Annotated in this window: 22 protein-coding genes and 1 pseudogene; 15 read left to right on the top strand and 8 right to left on the bottom strand. The window is 64.4% G+C overall.

All coding sequences use genetic code 11. The annotated features are described in order from the left end of the window. Positions 1-29: 29 nt before the first annotated feature. Both ACZBJS_RS10000 and ACZBJS_RS09995 read right to left on the bottom strand, forming a co-directional pair. Complete coding sequence (locus ACZBJS_RS10000; protein WP_057014905.1) at positions 30-1382, bottom strand: malonyl-CoA decarboxylase; 1353 nt, start codon at positions 1380-1382, stop codon at positions 30-32. Positions 1383-1540: 158 nt separating this feature from the next. Next, on the bottom strand, positions 1541-2353 hold the full coding sequence (locus tag ACZBJS_RS09995) for an AraC family transcriptional regulator (protein ID WP_057015094.1): 813 nt from the start codon (positions 2351-2353) through the stop codon (positions 1541-1543). Between the two features lie 74 nt (positions 2354-2427). Here ACZBJS_RS09995 and ACZBJS_RS09990 point away from each other — a divergent pair, with 74 nt between their 5' ends. The 6 genes and pseudogenes from ACZBJS_RS09990 to ACZBJS_RS09965 all read left to right on the top strand — a co-directional run bounded on the left by ACZBJS_RS09990 (position 2428) and on the right by ACZBJS_RS09965 (position 9774). After that, the gene (locus ACZBJS_RS09990; protein WP_076823985.1) at positions 2428-3618 is read left to right on the top strand and encodes an MFS transporter; all 1191 of its coding nucleotides are present in this window, start codon (positions 2428-2430) and stop codon (positions 3616-3618) included. A 199-nt stretch (positions 3619-3817) separates the two neighbouring features. Then, entirely contained in the window at positions 3818-5362 is a 1545-nt protein-coding gene (locus ACZBJS_RS09985; protein ID WP_316393656.1) for an SUMF1/EgtB/PvdO family nonheme iron enzyme, read from the top strand. Positions 5363-5399: 37 nt separating this feature from the next. After that, positions 5400-5825 (top strand): DUF4399 domain-containing protein, encoded by a 426-nt coding sequence (locus tag ACZBJS_RS09980; RefSeq protein ID WP_028342408.1) that lies wholly within the window; start codon positions 5400-5402, stop codon positions 5823-5825. Positions 5826-5982: 157 nt separating this feature from the next. Next, entirely contained in the window at positions 5983-6729 is a 747-nt protein-coding gene (locus ACZBJS_RS09975; RefSeq protein WP_316393657.1) for a transporter substrate-binding domain-containing protein, read from the top strand. Positions 6730-7159: 430 nt separating this feature from the next. Then, positions 7160-7978, top strand: coding sequence for a formate/nitrite transporter family protein (locus ACZBJS_RS09970; RefSeq protein ID WP_316393658.1), 819 nt, complete (start codon positions 7160-7162; stop codon positions 7976-7978). Positions 7979-8038: 60 nt separating this feature from the next. Next, positions 8039-9774, top strand: a pseudogene (locus ACZBJS_RS09965) (bifunctional protein-serine/threonine kinase/phosphatase). Between the two features lie 166 nt (positions 9775-9940). On the opposite strand, the gene ACZBJS_RS09960 reads toward ACZBJS_RS09965, so the two are convergent. Together ACZBJS_RS09960 and ACZBJS_RS09955 are read right to left on the bottom strand one after the other, a co-directional pair. Then, positions 9941-10735, bottom strand: a complete 795-nt coding sequence (locus tag ACZBJS_RS09960; RefSeq protein ID WP_456862629.1) for a substrate-binding domain-containing protein — start codon at positions 10733-10735, stop codon at positions 9941-9943. Between the two features lie 194 nt (positions 10736-10929). Further along, the gene (locus ACZBJS_RS09955) at positions 10930-12153 is read right to left on the bottom strand and encodes a polyhydroxyalkanoate depolymerase (RefSeq protein WP_316393863.1); all 1224 of its coding nucleotides are present in this window, start codon (positions 12151-12153) and stop codon (positions 10930-10932) included. 161 nt (positions 12154-12314) lie between these two features. Here ACZBJS_RS09955 and ACZBJS_RS09950 point away from each other — a divergent pair, with 161 nt between their 5' ends. The 3 genes from ACZBJS_RS09950 to ACZBJS_RS09940 all read left to right on the top strand — a co-directional run bounded on the left by ACZBJS_RS09950 (position 12315) and on the right by ACZBJS_RS09940 (position 13895). Continuing rightward, complete coding sequence (locus tag ACZBJS_RS09950) at positions 12315-12971, top strand: glutathione S-transferase family protein (protein ID WP_168857485.1); 657 nt, start codon at positions 12315-12317, stop codon at positions 12969-12971. Between the two features lie 320 nt (positions 12972-13291). Continuing rightward, positions 13292-13726, top strand: coding sequence for a cupin domain-containing protein (locus ACZBJS_RS09945; RefSeq protein WP_057014914.1), 435 nt, complete (start codon positions 13292-13294; stop codon positions 13724-13726). A gap of 31 nt (positions 13727-13757) precedes the next feature. Further along, complete coding sequence (locus ACZBJS_RS09940; RefSeq protein WP_168857487.1) at positions 13758-13895, top strand: hypothetical protein; 138 nt, start codon at positions 13758-13760, stop codon at positions 13893-13895. A 90-nt stretch (positions 13896-13985) separates the two neighbouring features. Here ACZBJS_RS09940 and ACZBJS_RS09935 read toward each other — a convergent pair whose 3' ends face one another. After that, positions 13986-14210: a hypothetical protein gene (locus ACZBJS_RS09935; RefSeq protein ID WP_057014915.1), complete on the bottom strand. Its 225-nt coding sequence runs from the start codon at positions 14208-14210 to the stop codon at positions 13986-13988. A 194-nt stretch (positions 14211-14404) separates the two neighbouring features. Here ACZBJS_RS09935 and ACZBJS_RS09930 point away from each other — a divergent pair, with 194 nt between their 5' ends. Beyond that, entirely contained in the window at positions 14405-14776 is a 372-nt protein-coding gene (locus ACZBJS_RS09930) for a hypothetical protein (protein WP_316393660.1), read from the top strand. Positions 14777-14950: 174 nt separating this feature from the next. Here ACZBJS_RS09930 and ACZBJS_RS09925 read toward each other — a convergent pair whose 3' ends face one another. Continuing rightward, positions 14951-16054 carry a mandelate racemase/muconate lactonizing enzyme family protein gene (locus ACZBJS_RS09925; protein ID WP_057014917.1) on the bottom strand — a complete coding sequence of 368 codons (1104 nt, stop codon included), beginning with the start codon at positions 16052-16054 and terminating at the stop codon, positions 14951-14953. 223 nt (positions 16055-16277) lie between these two features. Beyond that, entirely contained in the window at positions 16278-17519 is a 1242-nt protein-coding gene (locus ACZBJS_RS09920) for an ABC transporter substrate-binding protein (protein ID WP_229193007.1), read from the bottom strand. Positions 17520-17757: 238 nt separating this feature from the next. On the opposite strand from ACZBJS_RS09920, the gene ACZBJS_RS09915 reads away from it, so the two are divergent. Next, positions 17758-18597: an AraC family transcriptional regulator gene (locus ACZBJS_RS09915; RefSeq protein ID WP_229193006.1), complete on the top strand. Its 840-nt coding sequence runs from the start codon at positions 17758-17760 to the stop codon at positions 18595-18597. Between the two features lie 181 nt (positions 18598-18778). Here ACZBJS_RS09915 and ACZBJS_RS09910 read toward each other — a convergent pair whose 3' ends face one another. Next, on the bottom strand, positions 18779-19789 hold the full coding sequence (locus ACZBJS_RS09910; RefSeq protein ID WP_057015096.1) for a polyprenyl synthetase family protein: 1011 nt from the start codon (positions 19787-19789) through the stop codon (positions 18779-18781). 135 nt (positions 19790-19924) lie between these two features. Between ACZBJS_RS09910 and ACZBJS_RS09905 the strand changes: the two genes are divergently transcribed. The 4 genes from ACZBJS_RS09905 (at position 19925) to ACZBJS_RS09890 (ending at position 22489) form a co-directional block, all read left to right on the top strand. Beyond that, a complete protein-coding gene (locus tag ACZBJS_RS09905; RefSeq protein ID WP_026193157.1) occupies positions 19925-20152 on the top strand; it encodes a putative signal transducing protein in 228 nt (75 codons plus the stop codon). Between the two features lie 16 nt (positions 20153-20168). After that, on the top strand, positions 20169-20972 hold the full coding sequence (locus ACZBJS_RS09900; protein ID WP_316393864.1) for a tRNA1(Val) (adenine(37)-N6)-methyltransferase: 804 nt from the start codon (positions 20169-20171) through the stop codon (positions 20970-20972). 296 nt (positions 20973-21268) lie between these two features. Then, on the top strand, positions 21269-22180 hold the full coding sequence (locus tag ACZBJS_RS09895) for a S49 family peptidase (protein ID WP_057014921.1): 912 nt from the start codon (positions 21269-21271) through the stop codon (positions 22178-22180). Positions 22181-22297: 117 nt separating this feature from the next. Further along, a complete protein-coding gene (locus tag ACZBJS_RS09890; protein WP_026193154.1) occupies positions 22298-22489 on the top strand; it encodes a hypothetical protein in 192 nt (63 codons plus the stop codon). The last annotated feature ends 15 nt before the right edge of the window (positions 22490-22504 follow it).

Below are 22504 nucleotides of genomic sequence, written 5' to 3'. Positions count from 1 at the left end.
TCGCAATGACGTGGAGAGGGGTTGGCCTGTCACCCCAACCGCATGTCCAGCAGCCGCCGGCCTTCGCCCTTCAACAGCTTCTTCACCGCGCTCGAGGCGATCACCTCGCCATTGTTGGCGTAGGCTTCGTGGTTCTTCTCGATGTCGTCGAGGCGGTAGAGGTAGTTGACCATGATGCCGGCGGATTCGCGCAGGCCCTTGGGCGAGAGATCGCCGAGCCAGTTGATCCGCTCCAAGCGTGCGCCGTTGCCGAGATGGAAGCGCGCGACCGAATCGATCAGTCGTCCCTTCGGCGTGCGCGCCTTCAGGAAATAGTAGGCGGCAAGCGGCTCCAGCACGGCGCGCAGCTGGGTCGCGAGCTCGGCGTTCTCGAACCAGTCGGGCTTGCCGAGGCTTTCCAGCAGCTGGCGGTCCTCCTCGGTGAGCGGCACGTCGTCGGCCTGCTTGACCCACTGCATGAAGCCCGGCACCGGCGATAGCGTCACGAAGTTGTCGAGCTTCGGCAATTCGCGGCGCAGCTCCTCGACCACCTGCTTGATCAGGAAGCTGCCGAAGGAGATGCCGCCAAGGCCGCGCTGGGTGTTGGAGATTGAATAGAACACCGCGGTGCGGGCGCGCTCGACCGGCACCGGCTCGCGCTCTTCGGCCAGCAGCGGCGCGATTGCGCCCGGGATGGCTTCGGTGAGCGCGACCTCGACGAAGATCAGCGGCTCGTCGGCCAGCGCCGGATGGAAGAAGGCGTAACAGCGGCGATCGATCGGATCGATGCGGCGGCGCAGATCGTCCCAATCGCGGATCTCGTGTACGGCCTCATAACGGATGATCTTCTCCAGAATATTGGCCGGAGACGACCAGTCTATCCTGCGCAGCACGAGGAATCCCCTGTTGAACCAGGACGAGAGCAGATGCACCACGTCGCGATCGAGCGCGGCAAGGTCCTTGTTGCCCTTCATCAATGAAAGCAGATCCGAGCGGATCGACACCAGTTCGCCGGTGCCGCCCGGCGCGCGATTGAGCCGGCGGATCAATTCCTGGCGGCGCGGCTCGGAGGCGAAATGCAGGTCGCTGGCGTCATCGCCATTGGCCTTGGCGCGCCAGCTTTCGATCGCCTGCGCCAGCTTGGCGTGATCGGGGCCAAAATCGCGGGCCAGCGTCTGGAAGAACGACAGCCGCCCGGCGGCATCGAGATGATGGTAGCGGTCGAGCACTTCGCGCGCCATCGCGGTGCCGGAGGCTTCGCCGCGGCCGGATAACAGCGCCTCGCACAATTCCAGCAGTTCGGAAGCATCCTGCTTGTCGTTGGCCGGGCTGGCGCGGCCGAGCAGGACGCGGCCGCGTTCGGAAATCGTCGAGAGCAGATCGGAGAAGAAGGCATTGGCCATGAGCAGGTCGTATCCAGCAGGTCGTATCCAATGAAGCCGGACCTTACACGGGATTTAAGGTCGGGAGCACAGCAATCAAGCGCATGGATCGTACGGAAATATGTCGCAGCGCGACAGCGGTATAATTCGTCGTCGCTGCGCCCGGTGACAAACCCGGTTCACGTTTTCTCGCACGTTTTCTCCGCGAACGCGGTCGGTGTCTTGCCGGTTACCTGGCGGAACGCGTGGGAAAATGCCGGTACGCTGGCATAGCCGAGGTCGGAGGCGACCTGCTTGACCGAAACGTTCGCGCTGCTCGACAGGCGCTCGATCGCGGCCGCGATGCGGGCGCGCTGGCACCAGCTCTTGAACGAGAGCTGCGTTTCCGCCGAGAACAGCCGCGACAGCGTCCGCGCCGAGGTGCCGACGGTGCGCGCCAGCGCATCGATGTCGTGGTCCTGCGTCGGATCGGCCAGCACGAGGTCGGCGGCGCGGCGGCAGCGCGGCTCCTGCGGCAACGGGATGAAGGTCGCGGAGTCCTCGGCCTGATGCAGCTCCAGCATCACGAGGCGGATCAACAGATCGGTGCGCTCGCGTCCGCATGAGGCGTCGAACAGCGCGAGGATCGCCTGGTGCACCAGCGGCGACACCCGCACCACGAATTCGTGGTCGAGGCTGTCACTGCGCTTTTCGCGCGCGAGCCAGGCCTGGTCGAAATACAGCGTGCGCATCTCGATGTCGGCAAGCACGTCGATCGCGTGCGGGAGCAGGGCAGGGACCCACACCGCGCGGTCCGGCGGCACCAGCCAGCGCCCCTTCGGCGTCGTCACCTGCATGGTGCCGCTGGCGGCATAGACCAGCTGTGCCTCGCGGTGCATGTGCGGGTCGAGCCGGACGCCCTTGCGGTAGCTGCGCGCCACCAGATGCACGCCGTCCCCGGTGACGCGCCGGTCCTGGTGGAGGGCTCTTATTGGCGGCTCAGCGATAGTCATTGGCGACATCCCGTCAGGACAAGCACCTATAACCTATTTTCGAGCAATTGAAGAATCGCGTGAGAGACGTGCCGATGAACAGTCCAAGCAACAGTCCCAGCCGGGTGATCACCTTCGTCAACGCCGCCCATTTCATCGATCACTACGCGATGCTGATTTTCGCCGCCGCCGTCATCATCATGGGTCCGGCGCTCGGCATGGCCTATTCGGAACTCCTGCCTTATGCGACCCCGGGCTTCATCGCCTTCGGCGCCGGCTCGCTGGTCACGGGCTGGCTCGGCGACCGCTGGAGCCGCCGCCACATGATGGTGATCTTCTTCGTCGGCATCGGCCTGTCGATGATCTCGGTCGGCTTCGTGCAGACACCGCTGCAGCTCGGCGCCGCACTGCTGGCGATCGGCGTCTTCGCCTCGATCTATCATCCGGTCGGCACCGCGATGATCGTGTCCTATGCCGAGAAGCTCGGCGCCCAGATGGGGATCAACGGCGTCTGGGGCAATCTCGGCGTCGCCTCGTCGGCGCTGGTGACCGGCGTGATCGGCCAGTATCTCGGCTGGCGCTGGGCCTTCATCGTGCCCGGCACGGTCACCGTGCTGATCGGCATCGCCTTTGCGATGACGGTGGTGCATGAGGACCGCAAGGGCTCCAGGCAGGCCGCAGCGCAGGTGCGGGTCGCCAAGGAGGACATGTGGCGGGTGGTGCTGTCGCTGCTGATCGTGGTGATCGCGATCTCCACCACCTTCAACGCGGTGACGGTGGCGCTGCCGAAGCTGTTCGCCGAACGGCTCGCCGACCTGACCAAGAGCCCGGCGCTGCTCGGCGTGATCGCGGCCGGGGTCTATGTGTTCGGCGCGATGACGCAGTACACCATCGGCAAGCTGCTCGACAGATATTCGCTGAAGACGGTGGCGCTGCCGCTGTCGTTCCTGCTGGCGCCGTTCCTTTATCTGGCGGCGAGCCTAAACAACCTGCCGCTGATCGTGGTCTCGATCGGCATCGTGATGGGCGCGTTCGGTCAGGTCACGGTGAACGATGCCATGGTCGGCAAGTACACCACCGAGGAATGGCGCTCGCGCGCCTATGCGGTGCGCTATTTCGTCGGCTTCACCGCGGCCGGCGCTTCCGTCGGCCTGGTCGCCTGGCTGTACGACCAGGGCGGCTTCTCGATGATGCTGCGCGCGTTCGCGGCGCTGTGCCTGCTGGCGATTGCGGCCGCGATCATCCTGCCGCGCGAGATCCGCACCCCGGCCGCGCAGGCGGGCTGACGCAGGCGTTTTGCCGCCCATTTAACGTTGCGACGAGGCGTGCCCGACCGGCGGGCCTCGACCGACGGCGGATAACCGTGACATGGTCACGCTTCGCGAACTTTGTTCCGACCCGCAGGTGTGGTAGGTTGAAACGGGCCTCGGGGACGAAGGCGCCGGTTGCGCCTTGAACACGTCTTTGCGGAGCAGCCGGAGCGCTATGGGAGAAATTCGCGACTTCAAGTCAGGCCGGTCACAGCCCGACAATACCCAGCCTCCCGGCGATTCAATGCCGCGGCGCCTCGCGGCGATCGTAGCGGGCGATATCGCCGGCTACAGCCGGTTGATGCAGCTCGATGAGGAAGGCACGCATACGCGCGTCAAGCGGACCCTGCGCGATCTGATCGAGCCCACGATTGCCGAGCACCACGGCAAGCTGGTCAAGACCACCGGCGACGGCTTTATCGCGATGTTCGACAGTCCGGTCGAGGCCGTCCGTTGCAGCATCGTGATCCAGCAGAACATGATCGGCCGCAACGCGGCGATCGCGAGAGATCACTGGATCGAGTACCGGATCGGCGTCAACCTCGGCGACGTCATCATCGAGCCCGACGATATCTATGGCGACGGCGTCAACGTGGCCTCGCGTCTGGAAGGGATCGCGGCGCCGGGTGACGTCTTCATCTCCGGCGGCATCTACGAGCAGATCAAGCACAAGATGGTCTGCGGATACGAATCGCTCGGCGACCGCAAGGTCAAGAACATCACCGATCCGGTCCGGGTTTATCGTGTGCTGCCGGATGCAGCCGCGTACCAACGGACGCGCAGGCGCCGTGAGTCCGTCCTGCTCACGCTGCTCGGATTGGCGGTCGCGATCATCGCCGGCGGCGTGCTGTGGTATCTGCTCGCCCAACCGCGCGGCAAGCCGGCCGACGTGGCACAGGCGCCTCCGGCACCGACGGCATCGCCTGCCGTCCAGCCGCCGGCACCAAGCCCGGCTCCGACCCAAACCGCAAGTCCGGCCCCGGCGGCACCGACACAGCAAGCGTCGCCTCAGCCCGCGCCCTCGGCGAGCCCTACCCCGGAGCTGCCGGAGCCCGAACTGGTCTCACTTCAAGCCGGCAGCTTCTCGATGGGAAGCAATGACGATCCTTCCGAGCGGCCGATCCGCCGGGTGACGGTCAAGCCCTTTGCCATGGGCAAGTATCCGGTCACGGTCCGCGAATGGAACGCCTGCGCGGCGGCCAAGGCCTGTGGCTTCACGGCCAGCGGCAAGGACGACGCTCCGGTCACCAATGTCAGCTGGAGCGATGCGAAGCAATATGTGACGTGGCTCGCCGAGCGTACCAAGAAGCCCTACCGGCTGCCGAGCGAAGCCGAGTGGGAATATGCGGCGCGCGGCGGAACGCAATCGAAGTACTGGTGGGGCGACCAGGTGCAATCGGGCCACGCCGGGTGCAAGGATTGCGGCGGCGACAGTGCGGCTGAGCAGCCGGTCAAGGTCGGCAGCTACAAGCCGAATCCGTTCGGCCTCTACGACATGGGCGGCGGGGTCGATCAATGGGTCGAGGATTGCTGGCACAGGAATTACCAGGGCGCGCCGACCGACGGTGCGGTCTGGTCCGGCGGCGACTGCGCCTCGCATGTCATCCGCTCCGGCTCGTGGAAGAATGACGCACGCTATGTGCGCCCGGCCAATCGCGATAATTACGACACCAATGTTCGTTATCCGACCCACGGTTTGCGGGTCGCGCTGTCTCCCTGAGCGATCATCCCTGATCGCCAGGCTTCATGGAGGGGCTATGAAAAGTGCAGGCTTGATCATGCTCGCCGCGGCACTGACGCTGTTCGCGGCTCCGGCCGACGCTCAGAACAAGCCGGCCGGCAAGGACACCAAGCTGTATTTCATCTGGCCGCGCGACGGCGCCAAGCTCAAGAGCCCGTTCTGGTGCCGCTTTGGGCTGCGCAACATGGGCGTCACCCATGCCGGCGACGACTACCCGAACAGCGGCCATCACCATCTTCTGATCGACGTGAATGAGCCGTTGAATCCGAATGAGCCGATTCCGTCGGACAAGTCTCATCTGCATTTCGGTGCCGGCCAGACCGAGACGCAACTCGATCTGGCGCCCGGCAAGCACACCTTGCAGCTGGTGCTGGGTGACGCCAAGCACTATCCATTCAGCCCGCCGGTCGTCTCCGAAAAAATCACCATCCGGGTCAGATAGGCCGATACGGATAGCTCCCTTGCGGGAACCGGCGCTTGCACAAGGCCGCGCCGTGCGGTTTGTTGCGCGCCTGCCGGACAGCAAGATTCGGCGTGGAGGAAGTCTGATGTCGCCTCGACTGCTGCGTCTGGCCGGCCTCGTTCTGGGAGTGATTGTCATGGCCACATCAGCGGATGCCGACGCCTTGAAGGATCAGATCGCGCCGACCGGAAAGCTCCGGGTCGCGATCGCGATCAGCCCGGCCGGCGGTGCGTTCTGGTCGACCAAGACCGAGAGCGGCTATGCGGGCGTTCCCGTCGATCTCGGCCGCGAGATGGCGGCGCAACTCGGCATCCCCGTCGAATATGTCGTGCACCAGAATTCCGGCCAGATCACCGACGCGGCGGCCAAGAACACCTGGGACATCACCTTCCTGCCCAAGGATCCCGAGCGTGAGACCAAGATGACGTTCGGGCCGATCTACGAGGTTGCCGACGCTACCTATATCGTCAAGCCCGGCTCGACGATCACGAATTTCGCCACGCTCGACCAGGACGGCGTCAAGGTCGCCGCCGTCAATGCCACCACCACGATGCGCGGCGCGATCGCCCATCTCAAGCACGCCAAGGTGACGGGCTATCAGACCTACGACGAGATCTTCAATCTGCTGAAGAGCGGCGAGATCGACGCCTTCGCATTGTCGCGCGATCAGCTCAACGCGATGGCGAAGAAGATTCCGGGCACGCGCGTGCTGGACGAGACCTTCAAGCAGACCGTCACCGCGGTCGCGGTACCGCTCAACCATCCGCTCGCCGCGGCCTTCGCCACCAGGTTCATGACGGAGGCGATCGCCAACGGCACGCTCCGCAAGGCCTACGACAACAACGGGCTGAAGGGCGCGCCGGTCCGCATCGAGGTGAAGTGAAGTAGCGGTGCGTATCGACTCGTTCACCGTCATCCCCGCGCAAAGGCGAAGCCTTTGCGCGGGAATGACGGTGATGGAGGGGCGCGCATCCTCTGGGCGACATCTGGGCATGCTGCATAATTCCGCGCCATCGCGCCGTGCGGTTCCTGCGCCACCAGCCTAACTCATTGTATTGACGGGGATTTAAAGCCAATCGCCAGCGTCGCCGCTTGGCACATCCATTGCTTTTGATTGCACCAGTCAATGACGACTGCCGACCTCCGGATTGCCAAGGCCAGTGCTGGCCGAGGCGAGGGGATCAAGGCGCCCAGCCCGGGCGTCACGAGCAATCGTTGACCCCCCATCTCCCGGACGAACGAGCATTTCAACCAACTCGCGTCGCTTCCGGCAGGCAACCGGCGCGGCCGAATTGCGCAAGGGGATTTTACGAATGGCCTATCTCGCTCCGTCCGAATTCGTCACCAAGATGGTGGATGCCGGCGAATCCAAGATCTTCATGTCGACCCGCGACACCGTGATCCGCGCCTACATGGCCGGCGCGATCCTCGCGCTGGCGGCCTGGTTCGCCGTGACGATCAACGTCAATACGGGTCAGCCGCTTGTCGGAGCATTGTTGTTTCCGGTCGGTTTCGTCATGCTCTATCTGCTGGGCTTCGATCTATTGACCGGCGTGTTCGTCCTTTCGCCGCTGGCGCTGCTCGACAAGCGTCCCGGCGTCACGCTTGGCGGCGTGCTGCGCAACTGGGCTCTCGTCTTCATGGGCAATTTCGGAGGCGCGCTCACGGTGGCGTTCATGATGGCGTTCGTGACGACGTTCGGCTTCACGCAGGAGCCCGACAAGGTCGGCATGACCATCGGCAATATCGGCGAGGGGCGAACGCTGGGCTATGCGGCGCATGGCGCGGCCGGCATGGCCACGCTGTTCATCCGCGGCATGCTCTGCAACTGGATGGTTTCGACCGGCGTCGTCGGGGCGATGATCTCCACCACGGTGCCCGGGAAGGTGATCGCGATGTGGATGCCGATCCTGGTGTTCTTCTACATGGTGTTCGAGCATTCGGTGGTGAACATGTTCCTGTTCCCGTCGGGACTGATGCTGCATGCGAAGTTCTCGATCATGGACTACCTGATCTGGAACGAGATCCCGACCGTGCTCGGCAATCTCGCCGGCGGCCTCGCCTTCACCGGGCTCACGCTCTACACCACGCATGTGAAGACGGCGCCGAAGCGCCAGCGCCTCGCGGCTTGATCCTCGACGACTTATGGGGCTCTCCTGTCACGGAGGTCCCCATTGGCTTTGGGACGGTCGATGCCGCGCGCGCTGACAATATCGGTCGGGCAATTCTCTGATCAGGGCCGCAAGGACGCCAATCAGGACTTCCACGGCGCCTTGATCCCCGGCGAGCCGCTGCTCGGCCTGAAGGGCATCGCGGTGGTGCTCGCCGACGGCATCTCCTCGAGCAGCGTCGGCCGCATCGCCGCCGAATCCGCGGTCAAGAGCTTCCTGACCGACTACTACTGCACCTCGGAATCCTGGTCGGTAAAGTCTTCGGCGCAGCGCGTGCTGGAGGCGACCAATTCCTGGCTGCACGCGCAGACAAGGCGCAGCCAGAATCCCTACGACAAGGACAAGGGTTACGTCTGCACGCTGAGCGCCCTGGTCATCCGGTCGACCACGGCGCACCTGTTCCATGTCGGCGACTCCAGGATCTACCGCGTCGCCGGCAACAGCCTCGAACAACTGACCATCGACCACCGCGTCGTGATCTCCTCGCAGCAGAGCTATCTTGGCCGCGCGCTCGGCGTGAACCCGCAGCTCGAGATCGACTACCAGGCGCTCCCGCTAGAGCGCGGCGACATCTTCCTGCTGGTAACCGACGGGATCTACGAGCATGTCCCGGCGCGGCAGCTCGCGAAGACGATCAAGGACTGTGCCGCCGATCTCGATGTCACGGCGAAATCGATCGTCGAGCAGGCCTATGAGAACGGCAGCCCGGACAATCTCACCGTGCAGATCGTCCGGATCGACGAATTGCCCGACGGCGATGCCGGCGAGGTGTTCGGCCAGCCGACCGAACTGCCGCTGCCGCCGCTGCTCGACGCACGGATGCTGTTCGACGGCTATCGCATCGTGCGCGAGCTCCACGCATCGCACCGCAGTCACATCTATCTCGCGGTCGACGAGGACAGCGCCACCACGGTCACGATCAAGATCCCCTCGATCGACCTGCGCGACGATCCGGCCTATCTGAAGCGTTTCATGATGGAAGAATGGGTCGCCCGGCGGATCGACAGCCCGCATGTGCTGAAGCCGTTTTTGCCGCAGCGCAAGCGCAATTTCCTTTACGTCACGATGGAATATATCGACGGTCAGACCCTGACGCAGTGGATCACGGACAATCCAGCGCCGTCGCTGGAGACGGTACGCGGCATCACCGAGCAAATTGCAAAAGGGCTGCGCGCCTTCCACCGCAAGGAGATGCTGCACCAGGACGTCAGGCCCGACAACATCATGATCGACAGGACTGGCACGGTGAAGATCATCGATTTCGGCTCGACGCGGATCCGGGCGTCGGCGAGGCGGCGCCGGCGGGCGTCGAGGACATTCTGGGCACCCAGCAATACACCGCGCCGGAATATTTCCTCGGTGAGGGCGGCACCGCGCGCTCCGACCTGTTCTCGCTCGGCGTCGTCACTTACCAGATGCTGACGGGACGCTTGCCCTATGGCGCGCAGATCGCGCGGGCCCGGACACGATCCGACTTCAACCGGCTGGTCTATCGTCCGGCCGCGCATCGCGGGCGCGAGATACCGGGCTGGGTCGACGGCGCGCTGGAGCGCGCCGTGCATGCCAACCCGCTCAAGCGCTATGAGAGCTTTTCGGAGTTCCTGTTCGACCTGCGCAATCCCAACGCAAAATATCTGACGACGTCATCGACCCCGCTGATCGAGCGCAACCCGGTGCTGTTCTGGAAGTCGACCACGCTGCTGCTGGCGCTGGTCGTGGTGCTGCTGCTCGCCTACGGCGCGCATCATTGGCGGTAGTGTATCTAGTCGCCATCTAGTCCCGTCACCCTGAGGAGCGCGCACTTGCGCGCGTCTCGAAGGGTCGACGGCCACCAGCCGGGCCGTGCATCCTTCGAGACGCCCGCAAGTGCGGGCTCCTCAGGATGACGGGGAGGGAGTAGAACGGGGAGAGAGTCGGACGCCGCTAATGCGTCCCACCCGCCGTAATCGGATCGAGGCCGCTCTTCACCAGCGCGTCGCGCGCGTCCGGCGAGGCGAGGAAGCTGATCAGCGCCTTGCCGGCCTCACGCTCCTTTGCAGCCGTCGCGATCCCGGCGGAAAATACCGTGATCTTCTGCAACGGCTCCGGCAATGGGCCGACGATGTCGATGCCGGCGACCGGCTTCAGCTCGGAGATCTGCTGCAGGCCGATCTCGGCCTCGCCTTTGGCCACGATCTCGCCGACCGGCGTCGCCGGGATCATCCGCGCCTTGTCCTTCATCTGATCGGCGATGCCGAGCTTTGCGAACATCTCGGTCGAGACATAGACGCCGCTGGCGCTGTCGGAATAGGCGACAGACTTCGCCGCCAGCAGCGCCTGCTTGACGGTGTCGGCCGAGCCGATGTCCGGTTTTGGCGCGCCGGCCTTCACCGCGATGCCGATCGGCGACTTCACGAGATCGACGCGGCTGTCGGCCAGCACTTTGCCCTGCTTGATGAGATCGCCGAGCGCATAGCCGACCATGATCAGCACGTCGGCCGGCTCGCCGCGCTCCAGCCGCACCGGAATGGCGTTCGTCGTGGTGCCCATCGACGGCCCGAAGGCGGTCACCACCTTGTGCCCGGTCTTGCGCTCGAACTCCGGCACCAGCGCCTTGTAGGCCGCCGTCAGTCCGCCCGAGATCATGACATGGACTTCGGCGGCGGATACGGCTGAGGTGAAGGCGAGGGCGCCGATGACGGCGAGCGTGAGGGCACGGAAGGCAGTGGGCGCGCGCATGGAGTTTCTCCCTGGACGATTCTTGGGAAGCGGGTCGTCGTGGCCGGGAGACTATAGCGCGAGTCGATGCGTGGCTAGCCGCCACCCGTCATTGCGAGGAGCGTAGCGACGAAGCAATCCACCTTTCCGCCCATGTGGAACGATGGATTGCTTCGCTTCGCTCGCAATGACGGGGAAAGATCGTTGCCGATCCGTCACGAATTCACGTGCACGAAATCGCGCAGCAGCGGGTAGATCTCGTTGTTCCAGCGCTTGCCGGAAAACACGCCGTAATGGCCGACGCCGGCCTGCATGTGATGCACCTTGCGATAGGTGCGGACTCCGGTGCAGAGGTCCTGCGCGGCGAGCGTCTGGCCGATCGAGCAGATGTCGTCCTTCTCGCCTTCCACCGTCATCAACCCCATGCGCCGGATCGACGCCGGATTCACCGGGCGGCCGCGATGCATCAGCATGCCCTGCGGCAACAGATGCTCCTGGAACACGTCGCGCACCGTCTCGATGTAGAACTCCGCCGGGAGGTCCATGACCGCGAAATATTCGTCGTAGAAGGTCTTGATCACCTCGGCCTTGGCGGTCTCGCCCTTGGCGAGATGGTGGGCCAGATCGATATGCTGCTTGATGTGGCGTTCCAGGTTCATCGACACGAACGCCGTGAGCTGCACGAAGCCGGGATAGACCTGGCGCAACGCGCCCTTGCACTGCATCGGCACGTAGTTGATCAGATTGTCCTCGAACCATTTGATCGGCTTGCTCTTGGCGAATTCGTTCACCTTGGTCGGCTGGATCCTTGTGTCGATCGGCCCGGCCATCAGGGTCAGCGAGGCCGGCCGCGCCGGATGATTGTCTTCCGACATGATCGCGGCGGCGGCGAGCGCCGACACCGAGGGCTGGCAGATCGCCACCATATGCGCGCGCGGGCCGAGCTGGCCGAGGAAGTCGATCAGATGGTCGGTGTAGTCCTCGAGCCCGAAGCGGCCCTCGCTGCGCGGGATGTCGCGCGGATTGTGCCAGTCGGTGATGTAGACGTCGTGGTCCTGCAGCAGCGTCTTCACGGTGCCGCGCAGCAGCGTGGCGAAATGCCCGGACATCGGCGCCACCAGCAATAGCCGCGGCTGCTCCGGGCCGTCGACCTTCCTGAAATGCAGCAGCGAGCCGAACGGCGTGGCATAGGCAACCTCCTCGGTCACCTGCAATTCCCTGTTGCCGACGGTCACGCTGCCGATGCCATAAGGGGGCCGCGCGTAGGTCAGGCTGGAGCGGGAGATCAGCTCGAGCGCGGCCGCGAGCCGGCCATACATCCGGTCAGCGGCGCCCTGCGGCACCAGATTGAGGTATTTCAGCGCCGCTGCAGCCCCGGTCCGCCATGGCGCCGTGAGGTCCATGTGGTTCTGATAGGCTTGGTACATCATTGACATCATACGCATCCACCCGTGGCCTGGCTCGCCATGCAATATCGACGCCAGAGGCGGGCCGGCCGCCCGGCAAATTGGCACGTGGCTTGCTGCAAAAGCTGATGGGCGGCGGCTGAACCGGCGCGATATCCGGGAGCTGAGGACGCGTTCAGGCGTGAGGGACAGATATGGCGAAAGCGACACTCACCATCAGCAGCAAGAATTACTCCTCCTGGTCGCTGCGCGGCTGGCTGCTGGCGAAATTCGCCGGGCTCGACTTCGAGGAGGTGGTCACCGCGCCCGACGACCCGTCGGCCCGCGCCGAGCTGCTGCTGCTGTCGTCCTCGATCCTGGTGCCCTGCCTGCGCCACGACGGCGCGACGGTCTGGGATACGCTCGCGATCGGCGAGTATCTCAACGAGATCATGCCGCATGCAGGGCTGTTGCCGGAAGACCGGATCCAGCGCGCGCATTGCCGCTCGATCTCGGGCGAAATCCATTCCGGCTTTACCACGCTGCGCTCTTCGCTGCCGGTCAATCTCAAGGGCCATTTCCCCGGCTTCAAGATCTGGTCGCGGGCGCAAGCCGACATCGATCGCGTCTGCACCATCTGGCGCGACTGCCTCGGCGCATCGGGCGGGCCGTTCCTGTTCGGCGAACGCCGCACCATGGCGGACGCGATGTATGCGCCGGTCGTGACCCGCTTCATGACCTATGACGTCAAGCTCGAGCCTGCGCTTGCGGTGTATGCCAGCACCATCATGACGATGCCCGAGATGCAGGAATGGATCGAGGCCGCGAAGGCGGAGCCGGCCGACGTCGAGGAGCTCGAGGTCGAATATTAGGCAGCGCCCGGCCCGGCCTGCCTGCATCGGCGGCTCAAGCACGAGGCAAGCCTTGCTCAATAGACGTGCCGCCGGCGTCGGGCACCGGCATGCGCGCCGGACCCGCGCGACAGCCACTGAGGCGCAAATTCGTGCCTCGCTCCAAATGCTTCTGCGGCGATATCAGCGCATGGCGAGACGGTTCGCCGCAGCCTAACCCGGCTGGCAAGGATTTCGCATGGCAATGACCGAGCTGTGACCGCGACGATGCGACGCTGCCGAAAATTTGGACGCTGAGCCGCGCCGCGATCTCGCGAACACGAGAACCGTGGAGGCTTGAAATGAACCAGCACGCCGTCGTCAGCAAATTCTCCCACGTCAAACCCGGTGACACCGAGTTCAAGGGCGGAGGTCTGCGCGACTTCTTCCTGTATCGCGATCTCGGCATCGCCGATGCCACCAGCGGGCAGGTGATCTGCCACCTGGTCAAGGCCAATCCCGATATGCCGCCGGAGCAGGGCACCGGCTGGCACAAGCATCTGTGCGATTTTCAGATCGTCATCATGACCAAGGGCTGGGCGCGCTTCATGTACGAGGACAAGGAGACGCTGGTCGAGGCCGGCGACGTCATCCATCAGCGTCCCGGCATCACCCACTATTTGTTCGATTACTCGAAGGACATGGAATATCTCGAGATCGTCAGCCCAGCCGATTTCAAGACTGTGGATGTGCCGCCGGCGACCGAAGCGGTGCCGCCGATCACGCCGTGGAAATGATCGCCCGGGCGGACAGAGAGGAGGGATCGCGATGTCGTCTGCGGAAGAGTTAACCTTTGTTATCGGCCGCTGGCTGCGGCCGATCGTCATGCTTCTGTATGTGGTGCGCAGCCTCGGGCTGATGGCCACATCTAGCCGTGAACAACGCAGTACGTTGCTCGATCAGTGATTCGGACGCGGTTCGTTCCACCCGCGTTCCAAATCTTAAGACACGGTGCGCGCGCGTCGCGTTTTGAAACAGCGCGCACCGATGTCGGCCTCAGGCCACGCCTGCCTGCTTCTCGCGCGGCATCCGCCATGCGATGACGTTGGCTTCCAGCGCGCCGCCGGTGTTGTCATTGCGCCACTGGCCGTTGACGAAGCGGCAGGCGAACGGCAGCTGATACGTTCCGCTATGATCCTCACAAAGTACTTCCACGCGCTGTTCCGGCGCCGGTTCGCCATTGCCGTCGAATTGCGCCATCCGTTTTTCGCGCGTTGCCATGCGATCTGTCTCCACTGCCCAAGGTCGAGCCAAAAGGGATCGAACCAAACAAGTTCCGAAGGCCCCCGTCCCCACGAGTAGTCCCGTAATGGGTGAAGCACACCGCTTGAATGCGGTTTCAGTGTGGTATGTCTGCCTCGCTTTCAGCGTCGCGAGCACAAAACTGTGAATGACGCATTTGCCTGGAGACGCCGATGACCGCTCGTTTTGTTCTCGCCTTGCTGGCACCGCTCGCACTCGGCGTCGCCGGAACCGCGCATGCGCAGGACGTTCCCGGCATCGAGATCTGCACCGTCGAGAAAACCATGGAGCGGCGCACGAGCTGTTTGCAGAGCAATGTCGATTTCCTGCAGAAGACGATCAACAAGCTCACATCGGATCATCAACAGAAGCTCGATGCCGCCAACCGGCAGATCGTGAGCTTGCAGAGTTCGGTCGCGAACTTGCAGAAGCTCATCACCGATCTGCAAACAGCGCAGGTCAAGCTGACCGAGGACCTGAAGAAGAAGGCCGACGCGCCGCCGGCGAAGGACGCCGCGCCCGCCGCGAAGGACGGGACGAAGTAGGAAATCGTCATTGCGCGCCACCCGGTCGGCGCGAAGCGCCGCCGGATGACAGGCTCCGCGAAGCAATCCATCCCACCGCGCGTGCGGAACGATGGATTGCTTCGTCGCTTCAGCGCAAAATTGCTTTGCAATTTTGTCGCGAGCTCCTCGCAACGACAGGACGCGCGTCTCGGCTCACGCCACCCGATACTGCTCCATCACGTCGCGATCCGGCTCGTAGCCGAGGCCGGGGCCCTGCGGCACGGCGACATGGCCGTTGGCGTCGACGTCGATGCGATCGCCCCACAGGCAGGCCGGACGCTTCATGAAGAACACCTCGATCAGCCCCGCGTCGCGGATCGCCATCAGATGCAGCGTGGCGAGGAAGCCCGGCCCGAAATAGGGCGAGTGCGGAATCACCTGGACGCCGAACTCGTCGGCGAGGACGGCCACCCTCAGAAATTCGGTGATGCCGCCGACCTTGATCACGGAGGGCTGCGCGTGACTGACCGCGCCTGCGGTCATCATCTGGCGGAATTGATGCACGGTGCAGGCGTTCTCGCCGGCCGCGATATCGAGCCGGCCTTCTCTGCGCACCTCGGCGAGCGTCGCAAAATCCTCCGGCGGCCAGACCGGCTCCTCCAGGAACAGCGGCGCGGCCTGCTTGCAGTCGCGCGCGAACTGGATCGCCGCGGGTCCGTCCAGCGGGCAGTTCATGTCGACCATCAGCGGCACGTCAGGGCCGATCGCCTCGCGCGCGGCGGCGACCGCGGGCACGGTGGTCTCGTGCAGCTTGATCGCGGAATAGCCCAGCTTGATCGCCTTCTTGCATTCGGCGGCGATGTGCGCCGGATTGCCGATTCGCATCAGGCTCGCATAGGCCGGGATCGTGCTCCGCTTCGCGCCGCCGATCAGTTGATGCAGCGGCACGCCCTTCACCTTGCCGGCGAGATCCCACAGCGCGATGTCGAGCGCCGAGATCGCAAACATCGTGATGCCGTAGCGGCCGAACAGATGGAGGTTGCGCTGGATCTGCTCCATCGCGGCGGGGATACTGGCGGCGTCGGGCACCTCGAGGCCGCGGGCCTGCGGCGCGATCATCTCGGCCACCGCCGTGCAGCTCGTCTTCGGGCAGACATAGGCGAAGGCATCGCCCCAGCCGGTGAGGCCGGCATCGGTCGAAACCTCGACCAGCACCATGTCGAGCGCCGAGATCGCGGAAGCTCCCTGGCGGAAGCTCGCGGGCCCGGCGTCGTAGGGAATGCGGATATGGTGGGCGCGGACGTCGGTGATTTTCATTGTTGTTGTCCTTCCGATCGCAGGATGTGCCTGGAATTCGTGGTGGCCGGACACTTGAGCCTGAAGAACGGCGTCGCTTCGGCTGGTCTGGGTTCCGGCCATCGCAAATCTTGCTCGTAACGAGTCTTGCTTGCGACAAGTCTTGCTCGTGAATCATGTCGAAGACGTGGATGCCCGGCGCACGGCCGGGCATCACGAACCGCAAAGTTGTGGAGGAAAGCCCTCAACTGCTCTTCTCGCCGCTCATGATGGGGCCGAACCGCTCCCAGCTCTCGCCCTTGAAGCGCATCATCTGCAGCTGCTCGATCGGCGCATAGTCGTCCGGCCCGGTCTTGATCTTGGTGCCGGGCAGATAGATGCCGATCTCGAAGTTGAGGCTGGCCGCCTGCTTCATCAGGTTCTCGCGGGTGAGATTGTCGCCGCATTGCCGCAGCACCTGCTCGAGCCCCTTGGCGACACCATAGCCGAATACGGTGGCGGCGTCGTCGAGGTCGCCTTCGGGATACCACTTGGTCATGAAGGCGCGCCACTCGGTCATCGCCGGATCGTTCTTCCACTCGGTATCCTTGGGGTCCTTGAGATACGCCGTGGACAGCACGCCCTGGCTCGCTTCATAGCCGGCCGGCTTCATCACGCCGCCGATCGAGCCGGAGACGTTGGTCAGGAACTGCACCGGATGCCAGTCGAGCTCGGCGGCTTTCTTGATCGCCTGCGCCGCGAACTTCGGCGTTGCAATGTTGACGAAGATGTCAGGGTTGGCGCCCTTGATCTGCACGATCTGCGAATCCACCGTCGGTGACGAAGTCTCGTAGGAGGATTCGACGACGATCAGCTTCTTGGCCTGGTCGCCGAGCCCGTCGTGCAGGCCGATCAGATAGTCCTTGCCGAAATCGTCGTTCTGATAGAGCACGCCGATGGTCTTGCCCGGATAGTTCTGCAGAATGTACTTGGCATAGATGCGCGCTTCGACCTGGTAGCTCGGCTGCCAGCCCATGGTCCACGGGAAGTTCTTCGGATCATTCCACTTGGCCGCGCCGGTGGACACGAACAACTGCGGCACCTTCTTGGCGTTCATGTATTTCTGGATCGCGGTATTGCCCGGCGTGCCCAGCGGATTGAAGATCAGGAGCACCTCGTCGCTCTCGACCAGCTTGCGGGCCTGCTCGACCATCTTCGGCGGCGAGTAGGCGTCATCGTAGGAGATGAAGTTGACCTTGCGGCCGTTGATGCCGCCTTCGCTGTTGAGTTTGTTGAAATAGGCGGCTTCGGTCTTGCCGATCGTGGCGTAGGCGGACGCCGGACCGGAATAGGGCATGATGTTGCCGACCTTGATCTCGGTGTCGGTTGCGCCCGGATCGTATTTCTTCTGCGCGTTGGCGGCGCTGGCGACGGCGATCGTCAAAAGCCCCGCAAGCGCCGCTGATTTGACGCAGTTGGCATAGCTCAAGCGTTGGTGGTGCATCATTGTCCTCCCTGACATGCTGGCCGCGGCTCTTGCAGTCTTGATTATCGGGCAGCTTGATGAGCCGTCGGATCGATGCGTTGGCGAGTATGCACGATTGCAACATTGTTGCCAGCGACGGCTTTGCGGGTAAATTTCCGTGGAGCGGAACCGCGGTTTCGCCGTCGGGCAGCAAGGACTGTCAAATGCCGCGCGCGGCCGCCGTGCATGATGCCCGAGCTTTGCAGGAAAGCCGTCATCCATGAATCCAGCCCAGAAGGCGCTCTGGTATATCGAAAGCCATCTCGGCGCGCCGCTGACACTCGACGAGATTGCCGCCGTAGCCGGCGTCTCGCGCTTCCATCTGGTACGGGCGTTCGCGGAGGCGACCGGGTTCTCGGTGATGCGTTATGTGCGGGCCCGGCGGCTCAGCGAAGCCGCGCGCGAGCTCGCGGCCGGTGCGCCCGATATTCTCAGCCTCGCGCTGGATGCGGATTACGGCTCCCACGAAGCATTCACCCGCGCGTTTCGCGACCATTTCGGCGTCACGCCCGAGACGGTGCGCGCGACAACGTGTCTGACGACACTCAATCTCCAGGAGCCGATCACCATGATCTCGACAGCTCTCGACCACATCGATCCGCCGCGCATCGCCACCGGGAAGGCGTTCCTCGTCGCCGGCATCGGCGAGCGTTACAACCACGGCAATGGCAGCGATGCCGGCATTCCGAACCAGTGGCAGGGCTTCCACCAGCAATGCGCGCATATCCCCCGCCAGGTCGGCAACGTCGCCTATGGCGTCTGCTGCAACGGCGACGATGCCGGCAATTTCGATTACATCGCCGGCGTCGAGGTCGCCGATTTCTCCGACCTGCCGCGCGAGTTCGCGCGCGTCCGCATTCCCGAGCAGAAATACGTCGTGTTCACCCACGCCGACCACATCTCGACCATCCGCCGCACCGTCAACACGATCTGGAATCGCTGGCTGCCGCAATCCGGCATGAAGGTCGCGGACGCGCCGAACTTCGAGCGCTACGACGAGAAGTTCGATGCGAGTACCGGCAATGGCGGGCTGGAGATCTGGGTGCCGGTGAAGGAGTAGCGGGCGCCGGTGCAGCAAACCCTGCTGTCGCCCCCGCGAAAGCTGGGACCCATGACCACCGATGCTTGTTATTTGCGTGACGCTGGAATGACGAGACCCGCCTACAACTCTCGCCGCGGAGTATGGGTCCCGGCTATCGCAGGACGACACACACCGCCTCTGTTGTTCGCGAGCGCCTAGATCAATGAGAGCGCGCCAGGCAGAACGCGACGACCTCTTCCAGCGCGGTCTTCATCGGCGAGGGCGGGAACAGCGCCAGCGCGTCGACCGCCATCGCGCCGTAGTGCTGGGCGCGGCTGATGGTGTCTTCGAGGGCGCGGTGCTTGGTCATCAGTCCGATCGCGTGATCGAGGTCGGCCGATCCGATCTCGCCGCGCTCCAGCGCGCGGATCCAGAACTTGCGTTCGGTGTCATTGCCGCGGCGGAAGGCGAGCACCACCGGGAGCGTGATCTTGCCCTCGCGGAAATCGTCGCCGACATTCTTGCCGAGTTTTGCGGATTTGCCGCCATAGTCGAGCACGTCGTCGACGAGCTGGAAGGCGATGCCGAGATTCATGCCGACCGAGCGGCAGGCGGTCTGCTCGGCCTTCGGACGGTTGGCGATCACGGGGCCGACCTCGCAGGCGGCGGCGAACAGCTCCGCGGTCTTGCCGCGGATCACGGCGAGATATTCGTCCTCGGTGGTCGCGGTGTTCTTGGCGGCGGCAAGCTGCATCACCTCGCCCTCGGCGATGGTGGCGGCGGCGGCGGAGAGGATGTCGAGCGCGCGGAGCGAGCCGACCTCGACCATCATCCGGAACGCCTGGCCGAGCAGGAAGTCGCCGACCAGCACGCTGGCCTCGTTGCCCCACAGCATCCGCGCGGACAATTTGCCGCGGCGCAGCTCGCTCTCGTCGACCACGTCGTCATGCAGCAGGGTCGCGGTGTGCATGAACTCGACCGCGGCGGCGAGCTTGATATGGCCGTCGCCGGAATAGTCGGCGAGCTGGGCCATCGCCAGCGTCAGCATCGGGCGCAACCGCTTGCCCCCGGAGGAGATCAGGTGATTGGCGACCTCGGGGATCATGGTGACCTCGGAGCCGGTCCGCGAAAGGATCGTCGCGTTGACGCGCTCCATGTCGGCGGCGAGAAGTCCCACCAGCCCGTCGATCGAAGCATTGGACGGGCTTTCGAAGGGTACAATAACCGCCACGCTGGTCTCCAATTTTGCCGAATACGCACTATGCTCAGCTATAACAATAGAAACTGCGCGGTGCAGCGGCAAGGCCATCAAGTTATTGACATGTGGCGCAAGTGCCGCATTGCCGGGGCGACAGGAGAGCGTATTTTGCGGGAATTGGTACGGACCAATGACATGGTGCTGGTCTCCGCCATCGGCGCGCTGCTCGACAGCGCTAACATCCATCATCTGGTGCTGGACCAGAACATGAGCATCATCGAGGGCTCGCTCGGCGTCTTGCCGCGCCGGATCCTGGTGCATGAGGACGACAACCACGAGGCCCGCCAGCTCCTGACCGATGCCGGCCTCGGCCACGAATTGCGGGCCGATGACTAGAGCGTTTTCGAGCGAAATGGGCCCCGGTTCGCGTGAAGAAAACGCGTCAAAAAGCGAGTCTCCGGCCGCCGGGATCACCGAAGACGGATTTCTCGGTGGCCAATTGCGCCTGCGGCAACCCCGCAGCGGCCACCGCGCCGGCCATGACGCGATCCTGCTCGCCGCGGCGACGCCGGCTCGATCAGGCGACCGCGTCGTCGATCTCGGCTCCGGCGTCGGCGCGGCCGGGCTGGCCGTGGCGCGGCGGGTGAGGGGGATCAATCCCGTTCTGGTCGAAATCGACCCGGCCCTGGCCGAGCTTGCGCGGAATAATGCCGCCACCAACGCGATCATGGCGGAGGTGATCGTGCTTGATGTCGAAGCCGGCGCCGCAGCCTTCGATGATGCCGGCCTCGGGCCGGATAGCGCCGACGTCGTGCTGATGAACCCGCCGTTCAACGATCCGTCGCGGCACCGCGCCTCGCCGGACGGTGTGCGCGAGCGCGCCCATGTCGCGAGCGCGACCACGCTGGCCGGTTGGGTTCACGCGGCGCGGCGGATTCTCAAGTCGAACGGGCAGCTTGCGCTGATCTGGCGGGCCGACGGCATTGCCGAGGTGCTGGCCGCGCTGGACCGTGGTTTTGGCAGCCTCGAGATCCTGCCGGTTCACGGTGACGGGACGTCGCCGGCGATCCGAATCCTGGTGCGGGCGACCAAGGGCGGCCGGGCGCCGACGCGGCTCCATGCCGCACTGCTGCTCAATGAAGAGTCAGGCGTGCCCAATAAATGGGTGCAGGAGGTGTTGGCTGGGAAGGGGGAATTGCCGCTGGCGCGGCGCTAAAACGATCATGCTCGAACAAGAAGCCAAGGCGCGATGGCATTGCGCTTTAGCGGGCAGGCATGCTGCCCACGTCGTCAGAGGCACTAAATCACTGCGAAGCCGTTTCCGACTGGCGGTCCGGCGTGGACGTGAAGTGGATCGCCGCCAGGAGTGTACCGATCAGCAAAATCAGCAGATAGATTTTCATGAGTCCCTCTCCGCCCGCGCATTGCAGCCCCAATGACAAAATGCAAAACGCGTTCCACGGATTCCAATGACAGTGGCGTGATAAAAAGTGGTTAATTCGAGGTAACGGCATGAGTGAACAAATAAGTGATCACGCTGGACGTTCGGGACTGCTCGAACGCGTGCAGGCAGTGTTGCCGGCGCGCTTCAGGCGCGGCGCGGCCGTCGTGCCGGTGGTGCGGCTGGCAGGCGTGATCGGCGCGGTGACGCCGTTGCGGCCCGGCATGACACTCTCCGGCGTCGCCAAGATGCTGGAGCGCGCCTTTGGCACGCGGAATGCCAAGGCGGTGGCGCTGGTGATCAATTCGCCGGGCGGCTCGCCGGTGCAGTCACGGCAGATCTATCTGCGCATCCGGCAACTCGCCGCCGAGAAGAAGTTGCCGGTGCTGGTGTTCGTCGAGGACGTCGCGGCCTCCGGCGGCTACATGATCGCCTGCGCGGGCGACGAGATTTATTGCGACCCGTCCTCGATCCTCGGCTCGATCGGCGTGGTCGGCGGCAGCTTTGGCCTGGAGGGGCTGATCAAGAAGATCGGGGTCGAGCGCCGGCTGTATACGGCGGGCAGCCACAAGGCGATGCTCGATCCGTTCCTTCCCGAGAACCCCGACGACGTCGCCCGGCTGAAGGCGATCCAGCGCGAGATCCATGCGATCTTCATCGCGCTGGTGAAGCAGAGCCGCGGCAGCCGCCTCAAGGGTGCCGACGACATGCTGTTCACCGGTGAATACTGGGCCGGCGATACCGCGATCGGTCTCGGGCTCGCCGACGGCATCGGCGACATCCGCTCCACTTTGCGGGCCCGCTATGGCGACAAGGTGCTGACCCCGGTGATTGCGCCGGCCAGCGGCTTGCTGTCCGGCCTGCTCGGCCGGCGGGCGCCGGGGGCAGGGTCGCTGGCGGCGCTGGACGGGCTGGCCGCGCTGCCGGACGAGGTGATCTCGGCGCTGGAAACCCGGGCGATTTGGGCCAGATTCGGGCTGTGAACACAGGGATGTGAGCGCGCCATTTAGCCCCAAAAACCGCGATTGCGGCGCAGGCCGCCTTGCGCGAGAATGCCTGTCATTGGGGGCCTGACAGACGTGAACGACAAGGATCGACCGATGCCGCCGCTGATTGCATTCGCAGGCGTCTTGGGAAGCCTGGCCGTGGTCCGCTGGGCGTACAAGACGGCCGTCCGGATCAACCAGGAACTCGAAGAGGCGCGATTGTCCCGCGTGGCCGAGGCCACCCGCGCGGGCGAAATTAAGACCCTGCGCCGCGACCCCGTGACCGGGGCCTATCGCCCGGGCTAGGGGGCTTGGATCTCC

Source organism: Bradyrhizobium sp. KZN70725 (assembly GCF_055264925.1).
The sequence above is the reverse complement of the archived record's forward strand: the minus strand, read 5'-3'. Positions and strand labels throughout refer to the sequence as shown.

Coding starts and splice junctions, on each gene's coding strand:
- ACZBJS_RS10000 (WP_057014905.1), bottom strand. CDS start 1,382: ATGGCCAATGCCTTCTTCTCCGATCTGCTCTCGACGATTTCCGAACGC.
- ACZBJS_RS09995 (WP_057015094.1), bottom strand. CDS start 2,353: ATGACTATCGCTGAGCCGCCAATAAGAGCCCTCCACCAGGACCGGCGC.
- ACZBJS_RS09990 (WP_076823985.1), top strand. CDS start 2,428: ATGAACAGTCCAAGCAACAGTCCCAGCCGGGTGATCACCTTCGTCAAC.
- ACZBJS_RS09985 (WP_316393656.1), top strand. CDS start 3,818: ATGGGAGAAATTCGCGACTTCAAGTCAGGCCGGTCACAGCCCGACAAT.
- ACZBJS_RS09980 (WP_028342408.1), top strand. CDS start 5,400: ATGAAAAGTGCAGGCTTGATCATGCTCGCCGCGGCACTGACGCTGTTC.
- ACZBJS_RS09975 (WP_316393657.1), top strand. CDS start 5,983: ATGGCCACATCAGCGGATGCCGACGCCTTGAAGGATCAGATCGCGCCG.
- ACZBJS_RS09970 (WP_316393658.1), top strand. CDS start 7,160: ATGGCCTATCTCGCTCCGTCCGAATTCGTCACCAAGATGGTGGATGCC.
- ACZBJS_RS09960 (WP_456862629.1), bottom strand. CDS start 10,735: ATGCGCGCGCCCACTGCCTTCCGTGCCCTCACGCTCGCCGTCATCGGC.
- ACZBJS_RS09955 (WP_316393863.1), bottom strand. CDS start 12,153: ATGATGTCAATGATGTACCAAGCCTATCAGAACCACATGGACCTCACG.
- ACZBJS_RS09950 (WP_168857485.1), top strand. CDS start 12,315: ATGGCGAAAGCGACACTCACCATCAGCAGCAAGAATTACTCCTCCTGG.
- ACZBJS_RS09945 (WP_057014914.1), top strand. CDS start 13,292: ATGAACCAGCACGCCGTCGTCAGCAAATTCTCCCACGTCAAACCCGGT.
- ACZBJS_RS09940 (WP_168857487.1), top strand. CDS start 13,758: ATGTCGTCTGCGGAAGAGTTAACCTTTGTTATCGGCCGCTGGCTGCGG.
- ACZBJS_RS09935 (WP_057014915.1), bottom strand. CDS start 14,210: ATGGCAACGCGCGAAAAACGGATGGCGCAATTCGACGGCAATGGCGAA.
- ACZBJS_RS09930 (WP_316393660.1), top strand. CDS start 14,405: ATGACCGCTCGTTTTGTTCTCGCCTTGCTGGCACCGCTCGCACTCGGC.
- ACZBJS_RS09925 (WP_057014917.1), bottom strand. CDS start 16,054: ATGAAAATCACCGACGTCCGCGCCCACCATATCCGCATTCCCTACGAC.
- ACZBJS_RS09920 (WP_229193007.1), bottom strand. CDS start 17,519: ATGATGCACCACCAACGCTTGAGCTATGCCAACTGCGTCAAATCAGCG.
- ACZBJS_RS09915 (WP_229193006.1), top strand. CDS start 17,758: ATGAATCCAGCCCAGAAGGCGCTCTGGTATATCGAAAGCCATCTCGGC.
- ACZBJS_RS09900 (WP_316393864.1), top strand. CDS start 20,169: ATGGGCCCCGGTTCGCGTGAAGAAAACGCGTCAAAAAGCGAGTCTCCG.
- ACZBJS_RS09895 (WP_057014921.1), top strand. CDS start 21,269: ATGAGTGAACAAATAAGTGATCACGCTGGACGTTCGGGACTGCTCGAA.
- ACZBJS_RS09890 (WP_026193154.1), top strand. CDS start 22,298: ATGCCGCCGCTGATTGCATTCGCAGGCGTCTTGGGAAGCCTGGCCGTG.